Below are 16,450 nucleotides of genomic sequence, written 5' to 3'. Positions count from 1 at the left end.
GCTCAGGACTCCTTGACGGCGATGGTCTCCACCGTGTTCGCCACGCGCTCGAAGGCGTCCGCCGCCTCTTCGAGGACATCCACGATCTGCTTGAGCTTGAGCACCTCTATGGCGTCGTACTTGCCGTTGAAGAGGTGGGCGAGCAGCTTGCGGTGGATCTGGTCCGCCTGGTTCTCCAGGCGGTTGATCTCGATCCAGTACTCGGTCATGTTGGCCATGGTCCGCAGGTTCGGCATGGCCTCGGCGGTCAGCTCCGCCGCCCGCGACAGGACCTCGATCTGCTGCTCGACGCCCTTGGGGAGTTCCTCGACGTTGTAGAGGACGACCAGGTCGACGGCCTCCTCCATGAAGTCCATGATGTCGTCGAGGGAGGACGCGAGGAGATAGATGTCCTCACGGTCGAACGGCGTGATGAAAGAGGAGTTCAGCTGGTGGAAGATGGCGTGGGTCGCGTCGTCGCCGGCGTGCTCCGCTGCCCGCATCCGTTCCGCGATCTCGGCCCGGGCGGAGGTGTCCGCTCCGAGCAGTTCCATCAGGAGTTTCGCGCCCGTGACGATGTTGTCCGCGGACGCGGCGAACATGTCGTAGAAGCTCGTCTCCCTGGGGGTCAGACGAAATCGCACGTGGGGTCCTCGGGGTGCTGGGTTCGGTCAGGCTGATGCTAGGCGCATCATCCGGCCACGGCTAACCGGCGTCTTTCAGTGTCGCCCATCAGGCACAGTGATCTACCACGGGCCCCCGCCCCGATTCGCGGAGGTCGGTACCCTATACCCATGAGGGGTATACCCCCTCTTTCTGGACAACGGGAGGACCCGATGACGACCACCGAAGCCGGCCAGCTCACCCCCGAGACCGCGGTCGACGCGGCGGTCGCACCCGCCTCCGCGGCGCCGGCCGGGGCAGGATCCAAGGCCGCGTCCGGCGCCGGATCCAAGGCCGAGACCATCCCCTCGGCCAAGCCGGCGAACCCGACGAGCCCTTCGGCGGGCAGCGGCGAGGGCCACGACCACCCGGTGCACGGCTACCACAACCAGAAGGACGAGCACCTCAAGCGGCTGCGCCGGGTCGAGGGCCAGATCCGCGGTCTGCAGCGGATGGTCACCGAGGACACGTACTGCATCGACATCCTCACCCAGGTCTCGGCCTCCACGAAGGCCCTGCAGTCCTTCGCGCTCCAGCTCCTGGAGGAGCACCTGCGGCACTGCGTCGCGGAGGCCGCGATGGAGGGCGGCACCGGGATCGAGGCGAAGGTCGAGGAGGCCACCAAGGCCATCGCGCGCATGATGCGCACCTGAGGCCGCGCCCCCGGGGACGCGTCGGGGGCGGGAGCGGGTTTCAGGGATTCAGGAGTACGGGCTCCGGCGGCACGGAGTCCGGGGTGACGGCCCGGCGGCGGCTCGGGGGCCGGGATGCGGGGGCCAGGAGGCCCTGGGGTGGGGTACGGCCTGCGGGGGCGGGGACGACGGCCCTCGGGCATACGGGCCTCAGCGGCCGTGCGCGCCGACCCGCAGCACCTCGTCGATCCGGTCGGGGCTCAGCCGCTCCTCCCCGTCGGCGGCGGAGGCCGCGATGATCAGCTCCCCGCACAGCTCTATCTCGGCCAGGGCGACACACTCGAGGTCGCCGGGGGACGGAGCCGGAACCAGGTGCGGGCGCGCGGCGCCGGTCGCGGTACCGGGCGGCGGAACCATGCGCGTACACCTCTTCCTGTCGGCGTGCTGTCGGGCTGACGGGCTGCTCTCCGGGGCCTGGCATCCGGCCGTCGCACGGCGTACGGCTGCGCCCTCCAGCGTAGGAAGCGCTTCCCTCGCCGCGCATGACACGTCCGGACCATTTGCGATGGCCCGGGCGAAGGGCCACAAGCCCCTCGCCCGCCGAAACCGGGCCGCGCACCGCCCGCCGGGCTACGCCTCGATCCTCCCCGTGTAGATGTCCTTCCGGTCCGGCAGCGTCACCGTGACCGGCGTGCCGAAGCCGTACAGCAGCGTGGTCGAGGCGACCTCGACCGTGCGGCCCTGGTTGCTGAAGCTGAACTGGTGGCGGACCTTGCGCAGCCTGCCCGCGCCGTCCAGATACGCGTCGAACGCCACCGTGTCCGTGGCGAACCCTTTCGCCGCCGCCGCGAGCGCCCCGCGCACCTGCGGCGAGGCCAGCCGGGCGGCCTCTTTGATGTGGGTGATCCCCCGGTAGTGCCGGACCGTCACCCCGGCGAGGTCGACCTCGTCCACGTACGCCACCTCGCGGGCGCCGCGGAGCAGTTCGGCGGCGGCGGCCGGGTCGGTGGCGCCGCCGGTGACCAGGTTGCCGTCGTCGAGGGCGGTGGTGTCGACCCGTACCCACTTGTCGGCGGGGACGCCCGCGCCCCGGTTCTTCATGTAGAGCGCGCCGGGGACGAGCAGTTCGGTGATCGGGCGCTGCGGGCCGCGCTCCTCGTCGGCGCCCTTCGGCAGCATCACCCGGAAAGTGCCCGTACGACGGCGGAAGTCGTAGTCGCCCTCGCCGCGGATGGTGACCTGGGTGCCGCCGGACGCCATCTCCATCGAGGTGCTGGCCTTCGCCGACCCGGCCCTGGCCAGCTCCTCGGCCGCGCCGCGGACGGCCCGCCGCGGATCGCCGCCGGGGACCCCGTCGTCCTCGGGGGCCGCGCAGCCGGCGGCCGTCAGCGCCACCGTCCCGACCAGCACCAGGGCGCCCGCCCACGCGCCGCCCGTGCGTCCCTTCCGCACCACCATCGCCCGCCAACCCCCAACGCCCGCCGCTTGTCCGTCCGAAACCCGCCCGACCGGATAACGACGGTCCGCACCCGCCGTCACGCCGCAGTACCGTGGAGGACGTGCATGATCAGGCCCTGCCGCCCGCCCCGCGGCACACCCCGCACCTGACGGAGACGACCGAACGGGGCGCGTTCGCGCTCGCCCGCTGCAGCTGTGGCTGGACCGGCCCGGCCCGCCGCTCGCGCGACCGCGCCCGTACGGACGCGACGGACCACGCGGCGGCGCCACCGCCGGTGGAGGGGCAGGGGTAGGGGCGGGGGCGTTCCCCCGCCACGCGGGCGGCCGGCTCGGGTGGCTCGCCCGGGCCCTTCAGGCCGTCCGCTGGACCGGTCCGCTCAAGCGAGACGTTCCCACCGTCCGGCCGGGCAGCCCGGCCGAGCGATCCCACCGAATCGATCCGGTCACGTCGATCCGGTCATGCGAGCCAACCGAATCGATCCGGTCGCACCGGTCCGGTCGAACCGATCCGGTTGAACCGGTCCGCTCAGGCGGCGAGGTCGCGATCGCGCTCGCCCGCGCCGAGCAGGGGCTCCGGCAGGCCGATCGATCCGGCCACGGCGTGCCCGCCGGCGGCCCGCCGGGAGCGCACGAGCCGGCCGCCGTGCCGGCTGCGGGCGACGGCCGTGACGACCGGCGTGAGCAGCGCGAGCGCGACCGGGGCGAGCAGCAGCGCGACGGCGGTGCCGAGCGCGAGACCGCCGACGACGTCGGTCGGATAGTGGACGCCCATGTACACCCGGCAGAAGCCCTCGGCGAGGGCGAGACCGATGGCGGCGAACCCGAAGCGGCGGTGGGCGATGAAGATGCCGATGGCCAGCGCCATGGTGAGGGTGGCGTGGTCGCTCACGAAGGAGTAGTCGGTCTTGCCCGCGACCAGGACGTCGAGACCCTCGTGATCACGGAACGGCCGGGGGCGTTCGACGAAGCCGCGGATCGGGATGTTGACGAGCAGGGCGATCCCGGCGGCGAGCGGCGCCCAGATCAGCGCGGCGATTCCCGACACCGAGTCGGCCGCGGTGCCACGCCGGCGGACGCTCCACCAGCAGCCGAGGACGACGAGGACGAGGCCGAGCACGATGCCGTACTCGCCGGTGAACTCCATGACGCGGTCGAACCACGGCGGGGCGGCCTTGGCCAGCCCGTTGATGTCGTAGAGCAGGCTGACATCGGGGTTCGAACCGTCCGATGCGAGTCCAGCCATGTGCTGCTGCCCCTTGCTGTGTGGTGGTGTCCAACCCCCGTGGTCGGGTTGGTCGGATCGGGAAACGATCCGGCCGAGGGGAGCGTTCCGCTCCGGCCCCGGGATCGCCGGGACGTTATCGAACGGTGACGGGGCACGGCGGCCCCGGGCCGCGGCCTCACGGAACGCGCGCCCCGCCATACCTCCGCCGGCACCCGATGGCCGTCCCTGAGATCGTCCCGGCGCGCGGCCCGGGGCCCGTCCCGGAGCGCGCCCACGCCCTTTTGGATCACGGCTGCGGAAGGTGGGTGGGCAGCGCGGCCGCGCCCGCCGCCGTGACCCGGGTCGCGCCGAAGTAGTCCGGTGTGTCGATCCGGTCGAAGCGGATGACGGCGCCGGTGCGCGGGGCGTCGATCATGTACCCGCCGCCGACGTAGATGCCGACGTGCCGGATGGCCCGCGAATTGGTGAGGTCGTCCGAGAAGAACACCAGGTCGCCCGGCAACAGCTCGTCCCGGCTCGGGTGCGGCCCGGCGTTGTACTGGTCGTTGGCCACGCGCGGCAGCCCGACCCCCACACTGTCGTACGCCGCCTGGGTCAGCCCCGAGCAGTCGAACCGCCCGTTCTGCGCGGCCGTGCCCGTACCGCCCCACAGATACGGCGTCCCGAGCTTCTGCTGCGCGTAATAAATGGCGGAGGCCGCCTGCTTGGAGGGCTCGACGCGGCCGATGGGGCGGGCGAAGCTCTTCTCCAGATCGCGGATGATCCGGACGTAGTTCTGCGTCTCGCTGATCCCGGGCACTCCGCCGGACCGTATGACGCGGTAGGCGCCGGCGTTGTACGCGGCGAGCATGTTGTTCGCGACGTCGCCCGGCACGTCCTTCACATAGCGCGCGAGTTCGCAGTCGTAGGAGGCCGCCGACGGGATCGCGTCCTTGGGGTCCCAGATGTCCCGGTCGCCGTCCCCGTCCCCGTCGATCCCGTGGGTGGCCCAGGTGCCGGGGATGAACTGGGCGATGCCGCGGGCGTCGGCGGGCGAGACGATGGTCGGGTTCCAGCCGCTCTCCTGGTAGAGCTGGGCGGCGAGCAGCGCGGGGTTGATGGCGGGGCAGAGATTGCCCCACTGCTGCACCAGGCCCTGGTACGCGGCGGGCACGGCCCCCTTCGCCAGCCCGACGGTCCCATTCCGCCCGTTGCCGGCGCCGCCGAAGAGCCCGGCCGCGGCGGAGTACGTACCGACGACGAGCAGCAGCACGAACAGCAGGCAGACTCCCGTCGCCCCACCGCCCACCAGCCACGCCACCCGCGCCTTACGCACCGTCAACCACCCCTTGGCTCCGGTCAGTACGCACCGGACATCAGTCTAGGCGGGCACCTTGCGCTCAGGGGGTGGACGAACCGGACGGAACAGCGCCGTCCGACGGCCGAAAATCGACCCACGGGCCGGGAACGGACTCACCGGGCCCACGGGGCGAGAGGGCGTCGAGGGAGGACTTCACCCGTACGTCCCGCTCACGCTGCTCCTCGGCGACCTCGCGCAGCGCGGGAGCGAGCGCGCCGCACTCGTCCCCCACGGCTCCGATCCGCTCCTCCCAGGACGCGAGGACGGCCTTCAGGGCAGCCGCACACGCCAGCCCGCGCAGCGCGCCCGACACCCCGTCATGGGCCGTGGTCAGCCTGCCCTTGGCGGCGCCCATGCCGGCCTGAAGGGATTCGGCCACCCCGGCCGCCTTGAGCCACGGCCCGGCACTGTGGCGCAGCACGCCGTCGCCCACCGCGCCTTGCCCGGTCCCCTGCCCTGCCGCCGAACGTCCACGTGAGCTCATCAGGCTCCCTCTCTCTCCTCCGCCGAAGGTCGGCGAAGGTCGGCGCGGACGCTAACAGCGGCAGCCCCCACCCTGCGCATGCGCAAATCCAGGAGTCCGAACCGAACTTGCGCCGCGCCCAAGAGCCCCATGGACACCCTCCGCACCAGCAAACACCGCACTCTCACCCGAAAGAGTGAGCCCTCGGGGCAAACGGCCCCGCCCGCTCTCCGGCCGTCCTCCGACGGGCCCTCCCTACACGCCTTCTGATGGGGCGTCGAACAGCGCCCCAAAGGTGCCAGAACGACAATCATTGCCCGGAGTCACGCCCCGTGATACACAGAGTGACCAACGCTTCTTCGTAGGGGAACCGGCCACGCCGCCGCAGGTCAAGACGGTCAGATCGGACATGCCTGCGGGGATCGGGTAAAGAGAGCCGCCAAGCCGTCACACGCGAGCGGTTTCATCAGCGAAGATAGGGCGACGACCCATGCCGTCCGGCAGGGGCGACGAACTACCCAACAGGGGCGGTGAGTTACATGTACCTGGCGGCCGAAAAGGGCGACATCAACACCATTATCGGTGGAATCGCCCCGAACTGGGGGCCTTTCGGGAGCCTGGGCGCCGAAGCCAAGGTGATGATCGAGGTCGTGATGGCCGTGGCCATTCTGCTCTGTCTCGGCATCGCCATCTGGGGCGCGGCCAAACAGCGTATCGGCGCCACCGCCCTGCGCGACACCTTCAGCGCCGAACAGGGCAAGGGGCTGATCGTGGCCGGCCTGACCGGAGTCTTCATCATCGGCTCCCTGGGAACGCTCTTCACCATCGTGTACGGGATGGCCGTCTAACTCTTTTTCTCACCCCCGAGGTCGCGCTCCCTGATGTCCAGTCACCACGCAACGCCCACACGGCAGCCGGCGACACCGCCGCCTGCGGCGCACCCGTACACCTGTACCGAAGGGGCGTACCCGGCATGAGCCTCGGCGACGACCACGACGGCCAGACCCGCACCCGCCTCCCCGAGGGCAACACCGGCGACCCGTACGGCGCCCCGCGCCGTTCCGCCGGCCGGAGCGGGCGCTCCCTCGCCGTGGTCGTGGGCGTGGTGGCCGTCCTCATCGCCGCGATCGCCTTCGCGAACCGCGGCAACGACACCCCCACCGGCTCCGGCTCCTCCCCCGGCGGCGGCCCCGGCGCCCCGGCGGGCGCCGCCCCCACGGCCGCCACCGGCACCCGCCCCGTCACGGGCAAGAACACCGTGAACGGCACCCTCGCGGCGGGCTTCGCCCACGACGAGCAGGGGGCACAGAGCGCGGCGGCGAACTACGCGGTGGCGCTCGTGTCGGCCGACATCCTCAAGCCGGACCGCCGCGGCGGCATCGTGCGGGCCATGTTCGCCGCCGACACGGCCGGCGAGATGGAAGCCAAGCTCGACAAGGCGTACAGCAAGGAGTTCCTCGGCAAGCTGGGACTCGACGCACGGGGCAACGCCGCGTCCGGTATGACGTACGTGTCCCGCACCGCCCCTGTCGGCACCAAAGTGACCCGGTACTCCGCCGAGGCCGCGACGGTCGAGGTGTGGTGCACCGGCGTATTCGGCACGGCAGGCGTCAGCTCGACCAACCCGGTGACGAACGACTGGTTCACCATGACCCTCGCCCTGCGCTGGACCGACGGGGACTGGAAGGTCGATTCCTTCTCCCAGAAGGAAGGACCCGCTCCGGTGAACACGGACCGCACCGCCTCCGATGCCGATGCCATCGCCAAGGCCGTCCAGGAGTTCGGAGGCTTCACCTATGCGCGCTGACTCCCGTGCCGGGCTCCGTCTGGCAGCGGCTCTCGTGACCGTCCAGACCACCGCCGTACTACTGGCCTCCCGGGCGTACGCGGACCCCACCCCGACCGCGCCCGCGTCTCCCACGCCTTCGGCGACGCCTTCCCCCTCGCCGTCCGCGCAGGGGGACTGCGATCTCATCGTCGGTCCCGCCCGCGAGTACTGCGAGAACGGGAAGCCCGGCTCCGGCGTCCGCATCGACGACCCCTCCGCCACTGTCGACCCCCTCTCCTCCCTCGCCAACGGCTGCGCCAAAGCCGCCGCCTGGGTCGTCGACACCCTCTCCAGCGCCGTGAAGCAGACCGCGACCGTCGACTTCACCAACAAGGAGTTCCTCGGCCGCTACGCCATCGTCTTCGCCGCCGCCACCTTCCTCACCCTCCTCCTCTGGCTGCTCGCCGTAGCCAAGCGCGCCATGCGCGGCGTCCCGCTCACCACCGCGCTCTCCGAGGCCATCGGCTTCCTCTGGCTGACCGTCCTCGCCTCCGCCTTCACGCCGCTGATCCTCTACACCGTCGTCAACGCCGCCGACGCCATCACCGAGGTCATCGCCTCCGGCACCGGCCAGCAGAGCGACGTCTTCTTCGGCAGCTTCAAACAGGCCCTGGAGAAGGGCGACAGCATCGGCGGCGGGCCGATCATGCTGATCATCGTCTCGCTGGTCACGATCCTCGCCGCCGGTGTGCTCTACCTCGAACTGGTCCTGCGCGCCGTGCTCCTCTACGTCGGCGCGCTGCTCGGCGTGGTCGTGTACGCCGGGCTCGTCGACAAGAACATGTGGGGCCACGTCCGCCGCTGGGCGGGCATCATGATCGCGGTGATCCTGGTCAAGCCGGTGATCGTGATCGTGCTCGGCCTCGCCGGCGCGCTGTCGTCCGGCACCGGCCCGGACGCGTTCTCCGCCGTGGTCTCGGGTCTGGCCATCGTCCTGCTCGCGATCTTCGCCTCCGCGATGATCTACCGCTTCGTCCCCGGCTTCGGCGACGAGATCGTGGCCTCCCGCAACAATCGTCTGCACCGCGCCGGCGAGAACGCCGCGGCCGCCGTCATCTCCACCCCCGCCTCCCTCGTCTCCCAGGGCATCAAGACCCACAGCAGCCGCGGCGGCGACGGCGGCGGACAGGCGGCCGCCAAGAGCGCGCCCCGCCCCGCCAACCCGCTCTCCGGCGGGGTCGCGGCCCACAGCAGCCGAGGCACCTCAGGCAGCATCTCGGGCGGCTCCGGCGGCGGTGCGACCGGTGGCACAGGCGGCGCCACCCCCGCGCCCCGCAGCGGCAGCCCCACCACGAACACCCCCCACTCCAGCCGAACCGGCAACACCGGCAACACCAGCAGTAGCCGCAACAACTCAGGAGGTGCAGGGCGTTGACGACCCAGTCCCAGCCGGTCTCGCCCCGCCGCACGTATCTCATCGGCCGCGCCCGTCCGAACGCGATCGTCGGCAAGAACCGCGAGACCGGCGAGATCGCGCTCATCATCGTCGGCGCCTTCCTCGGCATGATGAGCGGACTGCTGGTCCCCCTGCTGCCCCTGCGCATCGGACTGCTCTCCGGCTTCCCGGTGCTCGCGCTCGCCGCGGTCTACGTCCCGTACAAGCACCGCACCTTCTACAAGTGGTTCGAGATCAACCGCAGCTACAAGCGGACGCTCAAGCGCGGCAGCGCCTACCGCTCGACCGCCACCGAGGCCGGCACCCGGCTCGACGGCCGTGAGGTCGAGATCGGCCCGCCGCCCGGCATCGGCGGCGTCAGCTGGCTGACGGCGCCGTTCGGCCCCGACGAGATCGCGGTCCTCCTGCACGCCGACCGCCGTACCGTCACCGCCGCCATCGAGATCGAGGGCCCGGGCGTCGGCCTGCGCGACTCCGAGGACCAAGAAGCCCTCGTCGACCGCTTCGGCACCCTTCTCAAGCACGTCGCCAACGGGGACGGCTTCGTCACCCGTCTCCAGATGCTGGCCCGTACGCTGCCCGCCGACCCCGACGCCCACGCCAAGGACGTCGCCCAGCGCGGCGACCACCAGGCCCCGGCCTGGCTCCAGGAGTCGTACGACCAGCTCCAGTCGATGGTGTCGACCTCCAGCGAGCAGCACCGCGCCTATCTCGTGGCCTGCATGCACTACACGCGCGAACTCGCCGCCGAGGCCAACGCCATGGCCCGGGCCACCCGCCACGCCTCCGGCGCCCGCCGGCTCGACCGCGACGGCGGTCTCGCCGTCGTCATGGCCCGCGAGCTGACCGACATCTGCGCCCGCCTGGCCGAGGCCGACATCCGGGTCCGCCAGCCGCTCGGCCAGTCGCGGCTGGCCTCCCTCGTGCACTCGATGTACGACCCGGACCACCCCATCGACCACATCCAGGCCATGTCGAAGCGCAACGCCTGGCCCGCCGAGCTGGACGCCCTGGAGCCGACGTACCTCCAGGCCAAGACCCGTGAGTCCGCCACCCGCGAGCCCTGGTGCCACGCCACCGCGTGGATCAAGGAGTGGCCGATGACACCCGTAGGCGTCAACTTCCTCGCCCCGCTTCTCGTCCACACCCCCGACGTGATCCGCACCGTCGCCGTCACCATGGACCTGGAGCCCACCGAGGTCGCCATCGAGCGGATGCTCACCGAGAAGACCAACGACGAGGCCGAGGCCTCCCGCCAGTCCAAGATGAACCGCACCGTCGACCCCCGCGACATCGCCGCCCACGGCCGTCTCGACCAGCGCGGCGAGGACCTCGCGAGCGGCGCGGCCGGCGTCAACCTCGTCGGCTACATCACCGTCTCCTCCCGCTCCCCCGAGGCCCTGGCCCGCGACAAGCGCACGATCCGGGCCTCCGCCGGCAAGTCGTATCTGAAACTGGAATGGTGCGACCGCGAGCACCACCGTGCGTTTGTGAACACCTTGCCGTTCGCGACCGGCATCCGCCGCTAGGGCCGAAGGGGCACAGACCGATGCGAGATCCGCTGTCCGTCCTCACCGACGCCTTCACCTCCTTCCTCTTCGGAAAGGTGGAGACGACCCGCCTGCCCGTCCGCACCTCCACCGGGCAGGCCCAGGCCGTCTACCTGCCGACCGCCGCCCCCGGCCTCGGCGACTCCGGCGTGATCATCGGCCGTGAGGTCTACAGCGGCAAGGGGTACATCTACGACCCCTTCCAGCTGTACGGTCAGCAGCTCCCCGCCCCCCACTGGCTGGTCCTCGGCGAGTCCGGCAACGGCAAGTCGGCGCTGGAGAAGACGTACGTGCTCCGCCAGCTCCGCTTCCGCGACCGCCAGGTCGTCGTCCTCGACGCGCAGGGGGAGGACGGCGTCGGCGAGTGGAACCTCATCGCGCAGGAGCTGGGGATAACTCCCATCCGGCTGGACCCGACGGTCGCCAACGACTCCGGCATCCGGCTCAACCCGCTCGACCCGTCCATCACCACCACGGGCCAGCTGGCGCTGCTGCGCACCATCATCGAAGTGGCCCTGGGCCACGGCCTCGACGAGCGCTCCGGCTTCGCGCTCAAGGTCGCCCACGCCTACGTCAACGAGCACTCCACCGACCGCCAGCCGATCCTCACCGACATCGTCGAGCGGCTGCGCCACCCCGAGCCGGAGTCGGCGGAGGCGATGAACGTCGCCCTGGACGACGTACGGGCCTGGGGCCTCGACGTCGCCCTCGTCCTCGACCGGCTCGTCGACGGCGACCTGCGCGGCATGTTCGACGGCCCGACGACCGTCGGCATCGACCTCGACGCCCCGCTGATCGTCTTCGACCTCTCCCACATCGACCGCAACTCCATCGCCATGCCCATCCTCATGGCGATCGTCGGCGTGTGGCTGGAACACACCTGGATCCGCCCCGACCGGAAGAAGCGAATCTTCCTCGTCGAGGAGGCCTGGCACATCATCAACAGCCCCTTCGTGGCGCAGCTGTTCCAGCGCCTGCTGAAGTTCGGCCGCCGCCTCGGCCTGTCCTTCGTCGCCGTCGTCCACCACCTCTCCGACGTCGTCGACGGCGCGGCGGCCAAGGAAGCCGCGGCCATCCTCAAAATGGCCTCCACCCGCACCATCTACGCCCAGAAAGCCGACGAGGCCCGCAACACGGGCCGGGTCCTCGGCCTGCCCCGCTGGGCCGTCGAGATCATCCCGACCCTCACCCCCGGCATCGCCGTCTGGGACGTCAACGGCAACGTGCAGGTGGTCAAACACCTCATCACCGAACGCGAACGCCCCCTCGTCTACACCGACCGCGCCATGACGGAGTCCTCGGCCCCCTCCGCCCCCGACCCCGAGCTGGAGTGGGAGACGGAACAGCGCGCGATCCTCATCGAGCAGCAGATGAACAACCCATCCCAGTCGACGGTGGCGTAATCCTTGAGCACGAACCGAACCCAGCCCGGACCTCGCCAGACGGGCGGCGGCGGGATCCCCGACGGTTTCATCGTCGGCCTGTTCGTCCTCCTCTTCGGCATCGCCTTCCTCGTCTGGACGGCCACCGGCCTGTCCGGCCTGTTCACGCACGGCGGATGGCCGGACGGCGTCACCTTCACCCGCACGCCCCAGGCCCTGCCGTCCGTCCTGTCCTCGCCTGGCGACCTCCCGGCCGCCTGGCCGGACACCCCGCCGGAACAGCTCTCCGGATACGGGCTGTTCTGGGGCCTCGTCATCGGCGAGGCCCTGATACTCGTCGTCCTCGCGGTCTTCGTCCTCGGCACCGTGGCCCGCTGGCGCGCGGTCCGCGCGAACCGGAAGGCGGGCGGATACGAGGCGAAGCCCCGCCGCGCCGAGCAGCCGGCCGAACCGCCCCCCTTCCGCAAGGCACCGGCCCCGCGGTCGGCACCCCCCGCGCCCCGCGCCCCCGCCGACGCAACGCCCCCGGAGCCGGCCCCCGCACCCGCTCTCCCCAAACCGGAACCGGAACCGGAACCGATCCTCGACTCCGCACCCGCACCCGCACCCGTGCCCACGCCCACGCCCACGCCCACGCCCACGCCCACCCGGATCGTGTACGGCTCGGCCGAGGCCCGCCGACCGGCCGCCCTCCAGTCGGTGCACGACGCCGAAGGCGCCGCCCTCGTCGTGACCTCCGACCCCACCCTCTGGGAGGAGACGAAGGACGCGCGCGGCAAACTCGGCCCGGTCCTCGTCTACGACCCCGGCCATCTGTGCGAGACCCCCGCCCGGCTTCGCTGGAGCCCCGCCGAGGGCTGCGAGGACCCCGCCACGGCCCAGCGCCGGGCCGCCGCGCTGCTCACCCCGGTACGGCCGCAGGCACGGCTCGACGCGGCCATGGCGGACACCGCCGAAACGCTCCTGCGCTGCTGGCTGCACGCCGCCGCCATAGACGGCCGCCCGTTCAAGCAGGTCCACCGCTGGGCCCAGGGCTCCGACGCCCACGAGCCGGTCCGTATCCTCCGCACCCACCCCAAGGCCGCCTCGGGCCATGCCGGTCTGCTCGAATCCGCACTCACGGCCCACCCCGAACGCCGCCGCGCCGCCCAGGAACTGACGGCCCGCGCGCTGTCCGCCCTGTCCTCGATCCACCTCAGGGACGCGTGCACGGCGAACCGCGCCGACTCGCTCGCGCTCGCCTCGTTCCTCGCCGAACAGGGCACGCTCTACGTGATCGGCGAGCCGATCGAGGACCCCCGCACCCACCCGGGCGCGATGCCGCTCCTCACGGCCCTCGTCGCCACCGTCGTCGACCGGGCCCGCCACCAGGCCACCCGCTCCCCCGGCACGCGCCTGGACCCGCCGCTGAGCCTCGTCCTCGACGACATCGCGGCCGTGGCCCCCCTCCCCGACCTCCCCACGCTGCTGGCCGAGGGCCCCGCCCAGGGCCTGACCGCCCTGGCCCTGATGCGCTCCCCCACCCAGGCCCGGTCCCGCTGGCCGGAGCCGCTGCCCGCCCCCTGAGCCCCGGTCCACGCCTCCGATCCACGCCTCCGACCGCCCAGCGGCCCCCTACACGCCCCTCACCAGCTCGTACTCCCGGTCGTACCCCGGCACCGGCCCCGGCATCTCCGTCCGCACCCCGGTCCACACGAACCCGAACCGCCGGTAGAACGCCGCCGCCCGCTCGTTCTCCTCGTGCACATACAGCCGCACCCGCCGGATCTCGGGCCCCGGCACGCTCCACGACCACTCCACGGCCGCCTCGAACAGCGCGTCGATCACTCCGCTCCCCCGCGCCTCGGGCCGCATGTACACCCCCACCACATGCGTCTGGTCGACCTTCGCCGCCTCGCCGAATCCCAGCCGCCCCTCGTCGTCGGGCCGTTCGACCAGGACGGTCACGGTGCCGAGCCAGCGTCCCTCGGGGGTCTCCGCGACGAACTGCCGGACCCGCCCGTCCCCGTCCTCGCAGGCGCCCGCGGCCCGCTCCTGCCAGAACGCGTCCGGCCGCGCCGCCGCGTCGTCGTAGGTCTCCAGGAAGGCGAGGTGCGCGACGGGGTCCTGAAGCGCTTCGAGCCGCAGCTCGCGCGCCTTCTTCCACTCGTCGGCACGGATGACACGAATCGTATGGTCCATGCCACGATCCTGATCATGAAAACCCCCTCTGACAAGGGGGTTTCGTGGTACCCAGGTACGACGACAACGCCCTCACCCACGCCCTACGTTGACGGCGTGACGACGCAGCCGACGCAGACAACGCAGCCGGCGGTGGAGACGACGACGGGCAGCCGGTACGTACGGCTGCTGCTCGCCCGCCTCCGCGCGCTGGACACCGCGCACCCGTGGGTCTGGGACGCGGTGGTGACGGTGTCCTGGGCGATCGCCGCGCTCGTCGACGCGACCGGCGAGGGCTGGCGGACGACCGCCATGGATCCGACGCTCCCGACCTGGCTGGTCGTCGTCCTCAGTCTCGGCCTCACCCTGCCGCTGTACGGCCGCCGCCGGCACCCGATGGCCGTGCTGGCCGTGATGGCGGGCGCCGCGCTGGTCAGCGGCGCCTCGGGGGCCGTCCTCGAGGCCGGCGCCCTGCAGGTCTTCCCGCTGTTCCGCGTCGCGCTCACCCGCCCGCCCCGCGCGCTGCTGACGGCCGCCGCGTTCCTCGCTCCGCCCCTTGCCGCGGCCGCGATCCGGTTCCCGTCCGGCTACGGCTCCACCGGCACCGGCGGCTGGGATCTGCTGGTCGTCCCGTATCTGTGGGCGTACGCGCTGGCGGTCTTCGCCGGCCTCACCGTACGTTCCCGCAGGGAGGAACGCGCACAGGAGGTCCAGCTGGCGGCGGCGGCCGAACGCGACCGGATCGCCCGCGAGATGCACGACATCATCGGCCACAACCTGGCCGTGATCACGGGTCTCGCGGACGGCGGCCGGTACGCCGCGGCAGCCCGCCCGGAGCAGGCGGCCCAGGCGCTCGACGCCATCGCCGCCACGAGCCGCCAGGCGCTCGCGGAGCTACGGCGCGTGCTGCGCGCGCGGGAGCCGGCGGCGGTACGGAGTCCTCAGCCGGGTCTCGCGGAGCTGCCCGCGCTGCTCGACGGCGTCCGCGGCGCGGGGCTGACCGTCGAGTCCGAGCTCGAACCGAGCCCCCACCGGCTCTCCCCGGGCGCCCAGCTGACGGTCTACCGGATCGTGCAGGAAGCCCTGACCAACACCTTGAAGCACGCGGGCCCGGACGCCCGGGCCAAGGTGACGCTCACGTGGACCGCGGACACCGCCCTCGCCACGGTCACGAACACCGGAACCGTCCCCGCGCGCGGCCAGGGCCGGGGACTCGCGGGCATGCGCGAACGCGCGGCACTCTACGACGGCACCCTCGTGTGCGGTCCGCTGCCGGACGGGACCGGCTGGCGGGTACGGCTGCGACTTCCCCGGGAGGACTCCCCCTCGTGACGACCGTTCTGATCGCCGACGACCAGCCGATGCAGCGTTTCGGGTTCCGCATGCTGCTGGAGAGCCAGGCCGACATGTCGGTCACCGGAGAGGCCGGCGACGGCATCGAGGCGGTCCGGCTGGTCGACCGCCACCGTCCGGACGTGGTGCTGATGGACATCCGGATGCCGGGCCTGGACGGCATCGAGGCCACGCGCCGCGTCATCGCCGCGGGTGCGGCGACCCGGGTCCTCATCGTGACCACCTTCGAACTGGACGAGTACGCCTACGAGGGCCTGCGCGCCGGCGCCAGCGGCTTCCTGGTGAAGGACGCCCAGCCCGAGGAGCTTCTCGCCGGGATCCGCGCTGTCGCGGCGGGCGACGCGGTGGTGGCCCCAAGCCTGACCCGCCGGCTCCTGGACACCTATCTCCACCGGCTTCCACCGGCCCCCGCCGTGCCGGCCGGGCCGGCGAAGGCCGACCCCCGTCTGTCGCCGCTGACGGAACGGGAGCTGGAAATCCTCACCGCCGTCGCCCGGGGCTGGACGAACACCGAGATCGCGGGCCGGCTGCATCTGGCGGAGTCCACGGTGAAGACCCATGTCTCCCGTGTCCTCGCCAAGACCGGCTCCCGCGACCGCATCCAGGCGGTCATCCTGGGCTACGACACGGGCCTGGTCGCCGCGGACCGTCAGTGACCCATGTCTTTCCCTCCTCTCCACTCGTCCCCCGCCCCGGTTTCCGCTTCCTGGAAATGAACGCAAAAATGCCTCAACCCCCGGACAAAGTCCGGGGGTTGAGGCTAAAAATTGTTCGGCGGCGTCCTACTCTCCCACAGGGTCCCCCCTGCAGTACCATCGGCGCTGAAAGGCTTAGCTTCCGGGTTCGGAATGTAACCGGGCGTTTCCCTAACGCTATGACCACCGAAACACTATGAAGTTGAACTCAACCGGCAAAGGGAGTTCGTTACTTCAGAACTAACACAGTGGACGCGAGCAACTGAGGACAAGCCCTCGGCCTATTAGTACCGGTCAGCTCCACCCATTACTGGGCTTCCACATCCG

Annotated in this window: 17 protein-coding genes and 1 rRNA gene; 10 read left to right on the top strand and 8 right to left on the bottom strand. The window is 71.6% G+C overall.

Going from position 1 to position 16,450, the window contains the following annotated elements:
- Nucleotides 1-2: 2 nt before the first annotated feature.
- Entirely contained in the window at nt 3-623 is a 621-nt protein-coding gene (locus ACGFRB_RS00090; protein WP_361238585.1) for a DUF47 family protein, read from the bottom strand.
- Between the two features lie 192 nt (nt 624-815).
- On the opposite strand from ACGFRB_RS00090, the gene ACGFRB_RS00085 reads away from it, so the two are divergent.
- A complete protein-coding gene (locus ACGFRB_RS00085) occupies nt 816-1,295 on the top strand; it encodes a metal-sensitive transcriptional regulator (protein WP_363001852.1) in 480 nt (159 codons plus the stop codon).
- 189 nt (nt 1,296-1,484) lie between these two features.
- On the opposite strand, the gene ACGFRB_RS00080 is transcribed toward ACGFRB_RS00085, so the two are convergent.
- Together ACGFRB_RS00080 and ACGFRB_RS00075 are read right to left on the bottom strand one after the other, a co-directional pair.
- Entirely contained in the window at nt 1,485-1,691 is a 207-nt protein-coding gene (locus ACGFRB_RS00080) for a hypothetical protein (RefSeq protein WP_363001850.1), read from the bottom strand.
- Nucleotides 1,692-1,904: 213 nt separating this feature from the next.
- Nucleotides 1,905-2,732 carry a hypothetical protein gene (locus ACGFRB_RS00075; RefSeq protein ID WP_363001848.1) on the bottom strand — a complete coding sequence of 276 codons (828 nt, stop codon included), beginning with the start codon at nt 2,730-2,732 and terminating at the stop codon, nt 1,905-1,907.
- Nucleotides 2,733-2,833: 101 nt separating this feature from the next.
- On the opposite strand from ACGFRB_RS00075, the gene ACGFRB_RS00070 reads away from it, so the two are divergent.
- The gene (locus ACGFRB_RS00070; protein ID WP_393236928.1) at nt 2,834-3,025 is read left to right on the top strand and encodes a hypothetical protein; all 192 of its coding nucleotides are present in this window, start codon (nt 2,834-2,836) and stop codon (nt 3,023-3,025) included.
- Nucleotides 3,026-3,258: 233 nt separating this feature from the next.
- Here the strand turns inward: ACGFRB_RS00070 and ACGFRB_RS00065 are convergent, their stop codons facing one another.
- From ACGFRB_RS00065 to ACGFRB_RS00055, 3 genes are all read right to left on the bottom strand, one after another.
- Complete coding sequence (locus tag ACGFRB_RS00065) at nt 3,259-3,975, bottom strand: phosphatase PAP2 family protein (protein ID WP_363001844.1); 717 nt, start codon at nt 3,973-3,975, stop codon at nt 3,259-3,261.
- 268 nt (nt 3,976-4,243) lie between these two features.
- On the bottom strand, nt 4,244-5,278 hold the full coding sequence (locus ACGFRB_RS00060; RefSeq protein ID WP_393236926.1) for an NlpC/P60 family protein: 1,035 nt from the start codon (nt 5,276-5,278) through the stop codon (nt 4,244-4,246).
- Nucleotides 5,279-5,336: 58 nt separating this feature from the next.
- Nucleotides 5,337-5,780: a hypothetical protein gene (locus ACGFRB_RS00055; RefSeq protein WP_393236924.1), complete on the bottom strand. Its 444-nt coding sequence runs from the start codon at nt 5,778-5,780 to the stop codon at nt 5,337-5,339.
- Nucleotides 5,781-6,298: 518 nt separating this feature from the next.
- On the opposite strand from ACGFRB_RS00055, the gene ACGFRB_RS00050 reads away from it, so the two are divergent.
- From ACGFRB_RS00050 to ACGFRB_RS00025, 6 genes are all read left to right on the top strand, one after another.
- Complete coding sequence (locus ACGFRB_RS00050) at nt 6,299-6,607, top strand: hypothetical protein (protein ID WP_093874928.1); 309 nt, start codon at nt 6,299-6,301, stop codon at nt 6,605-6,607.
- A gap of 125 nt (nt 6,608-6,732) precedes the next feature.
- On the top strand, nt 6,733-7,566 hold the full coding sequence (locus ACGFRB_RS00045) for a hypothetical protein (protein WP_393236922.1): 834 nt from the start codon (nt 6,733-6,735) through the stop codon (nt 7,564-7,566).
- Nucleotides 7,556-8,962 carry a hypothetical protein gene (locus ACGFRB_RS00040; protein WP_393236920.1) on the top strand — a complete coding sequence of 469 codons (1,407 nt, stop codon included), beginning with the start codon at nt 7,556-7,558 and terminating at the stop codon, nt 8,960-8,962. Before ACGFRB_RS00045 ends, ACGFRB_RS00040 begins: the two co-directional genes overlap by 11 nt.
- Entirely contained in the window at nt 8,959-10,512 is a 1,554-nt protein-coding gene (locus ACGFRB_RS00035; protein WP_363001834.1) for an SCO6880 family protein, read from the top strand. Before ACGFRB_RS00040 ends, ACGFRB_RS00035 begins: the two co-directional genes overlap by 4 nt.
- A 20-nt stretch (nt 10,513-10,532) precedes the next feature.
- On the top strand, nt 10,533-11,936 hold the full coding sequence (locus ACGFRB_RS00030; RefSeq protein ID WP_393236918.1) for an ATP-binding protein: 1,404 nt from the start codon (nt 10,533-10,535) through the stop codon (nt 11,934-11,936).
- A 3-nt stretch (nt 11,937-11,939) separates the two neighbouring features.
- Nucleotides 11,940-13,481: a type VI secretion protein gene (locus ACGFRB_RS00025; RefSeq protein ID WP_393236916.1), complete on the top strand. Its 1,542-nt coding sequence runs from the start codon at nt 11,940-11,942 to the stop codon at nt 13,479-13,481.
- Between the two features lie 48 nt (nt 13,482-13,529).
- On the opposite strand, the gene ACGFRB_RS00020 is transcribed toward ACGFRB_RS00025, so the two are convergent.
- Nucleotides 13,530-14,096 carry a GNAT family N-acetyltransferase gene (locus ACGFRB_RS00020; protein WP_393236914.1) on the bottom strand — a complete coding sequence of 189 codons (567 nt, stop codon included), beginning with the start codon at nt 14,094-14,096 and terminating at the stop codon, nt 13,530-13,532.
- A gap of 96 nt (nt 14,097-14,192) precedes the next feature.
- On the opposite strand from ACGFRB_RS00020, the gene ACGFRB_RS00015 reads away from it, so the two are divergent.
- Nucleotides 14,193-15,407 carry a sensor histidine kinase gene (locus ACGFRB_RS00015; RefSeq protein ID WP_393236912.1) on the top strand — a complete coding sequence of 405 codons (1,215 nt, stop codon included), beginning with the start codon at nt 14,193-14,195 and terminating at the stop codon, nt 15,405-15,407.
- Nucleotides 15,404-16,084, top strand: coding sequence for a response regulator (locus tag ACGFRB_RS00010; protein WP_393236910.1), 681 nt, complete (start codon nt 15,404-15,406; stop codon nt 16,082-16,084). Before ACGFRB_RS00015 ends, ACGFRB_RS00010 begins: the two co-directional genes overlap by 4 nt.
- 113 nt (nt 16,085-16,197) lie before the next feature.
- On the opposite strand, the gene rrf is transcribed toward ACGFRB_RS00010, so the two are convergent.
- Nucleotides 16,198-16,314 (bottom strand): 5S ribosomal RNA (rrf, locus tag ACGFRB_RS00005).
- Between the last annotated feature and the right edge of the window lie 136 nt (nt 16,315-16,450).

It is taken from the genome of Streptomyces sp. NPDC048718, assembly GCF_043198875.1.
Taxonomy (GTDB): domain Bacteria; phylum Actinomycetota; class Actinomycetes; order Streptomycetales; family Streptomycetaceae; genus Streptomyces.
This window is presented reverse-complemented; position numbering and strand designations above follow the sequence as displayed.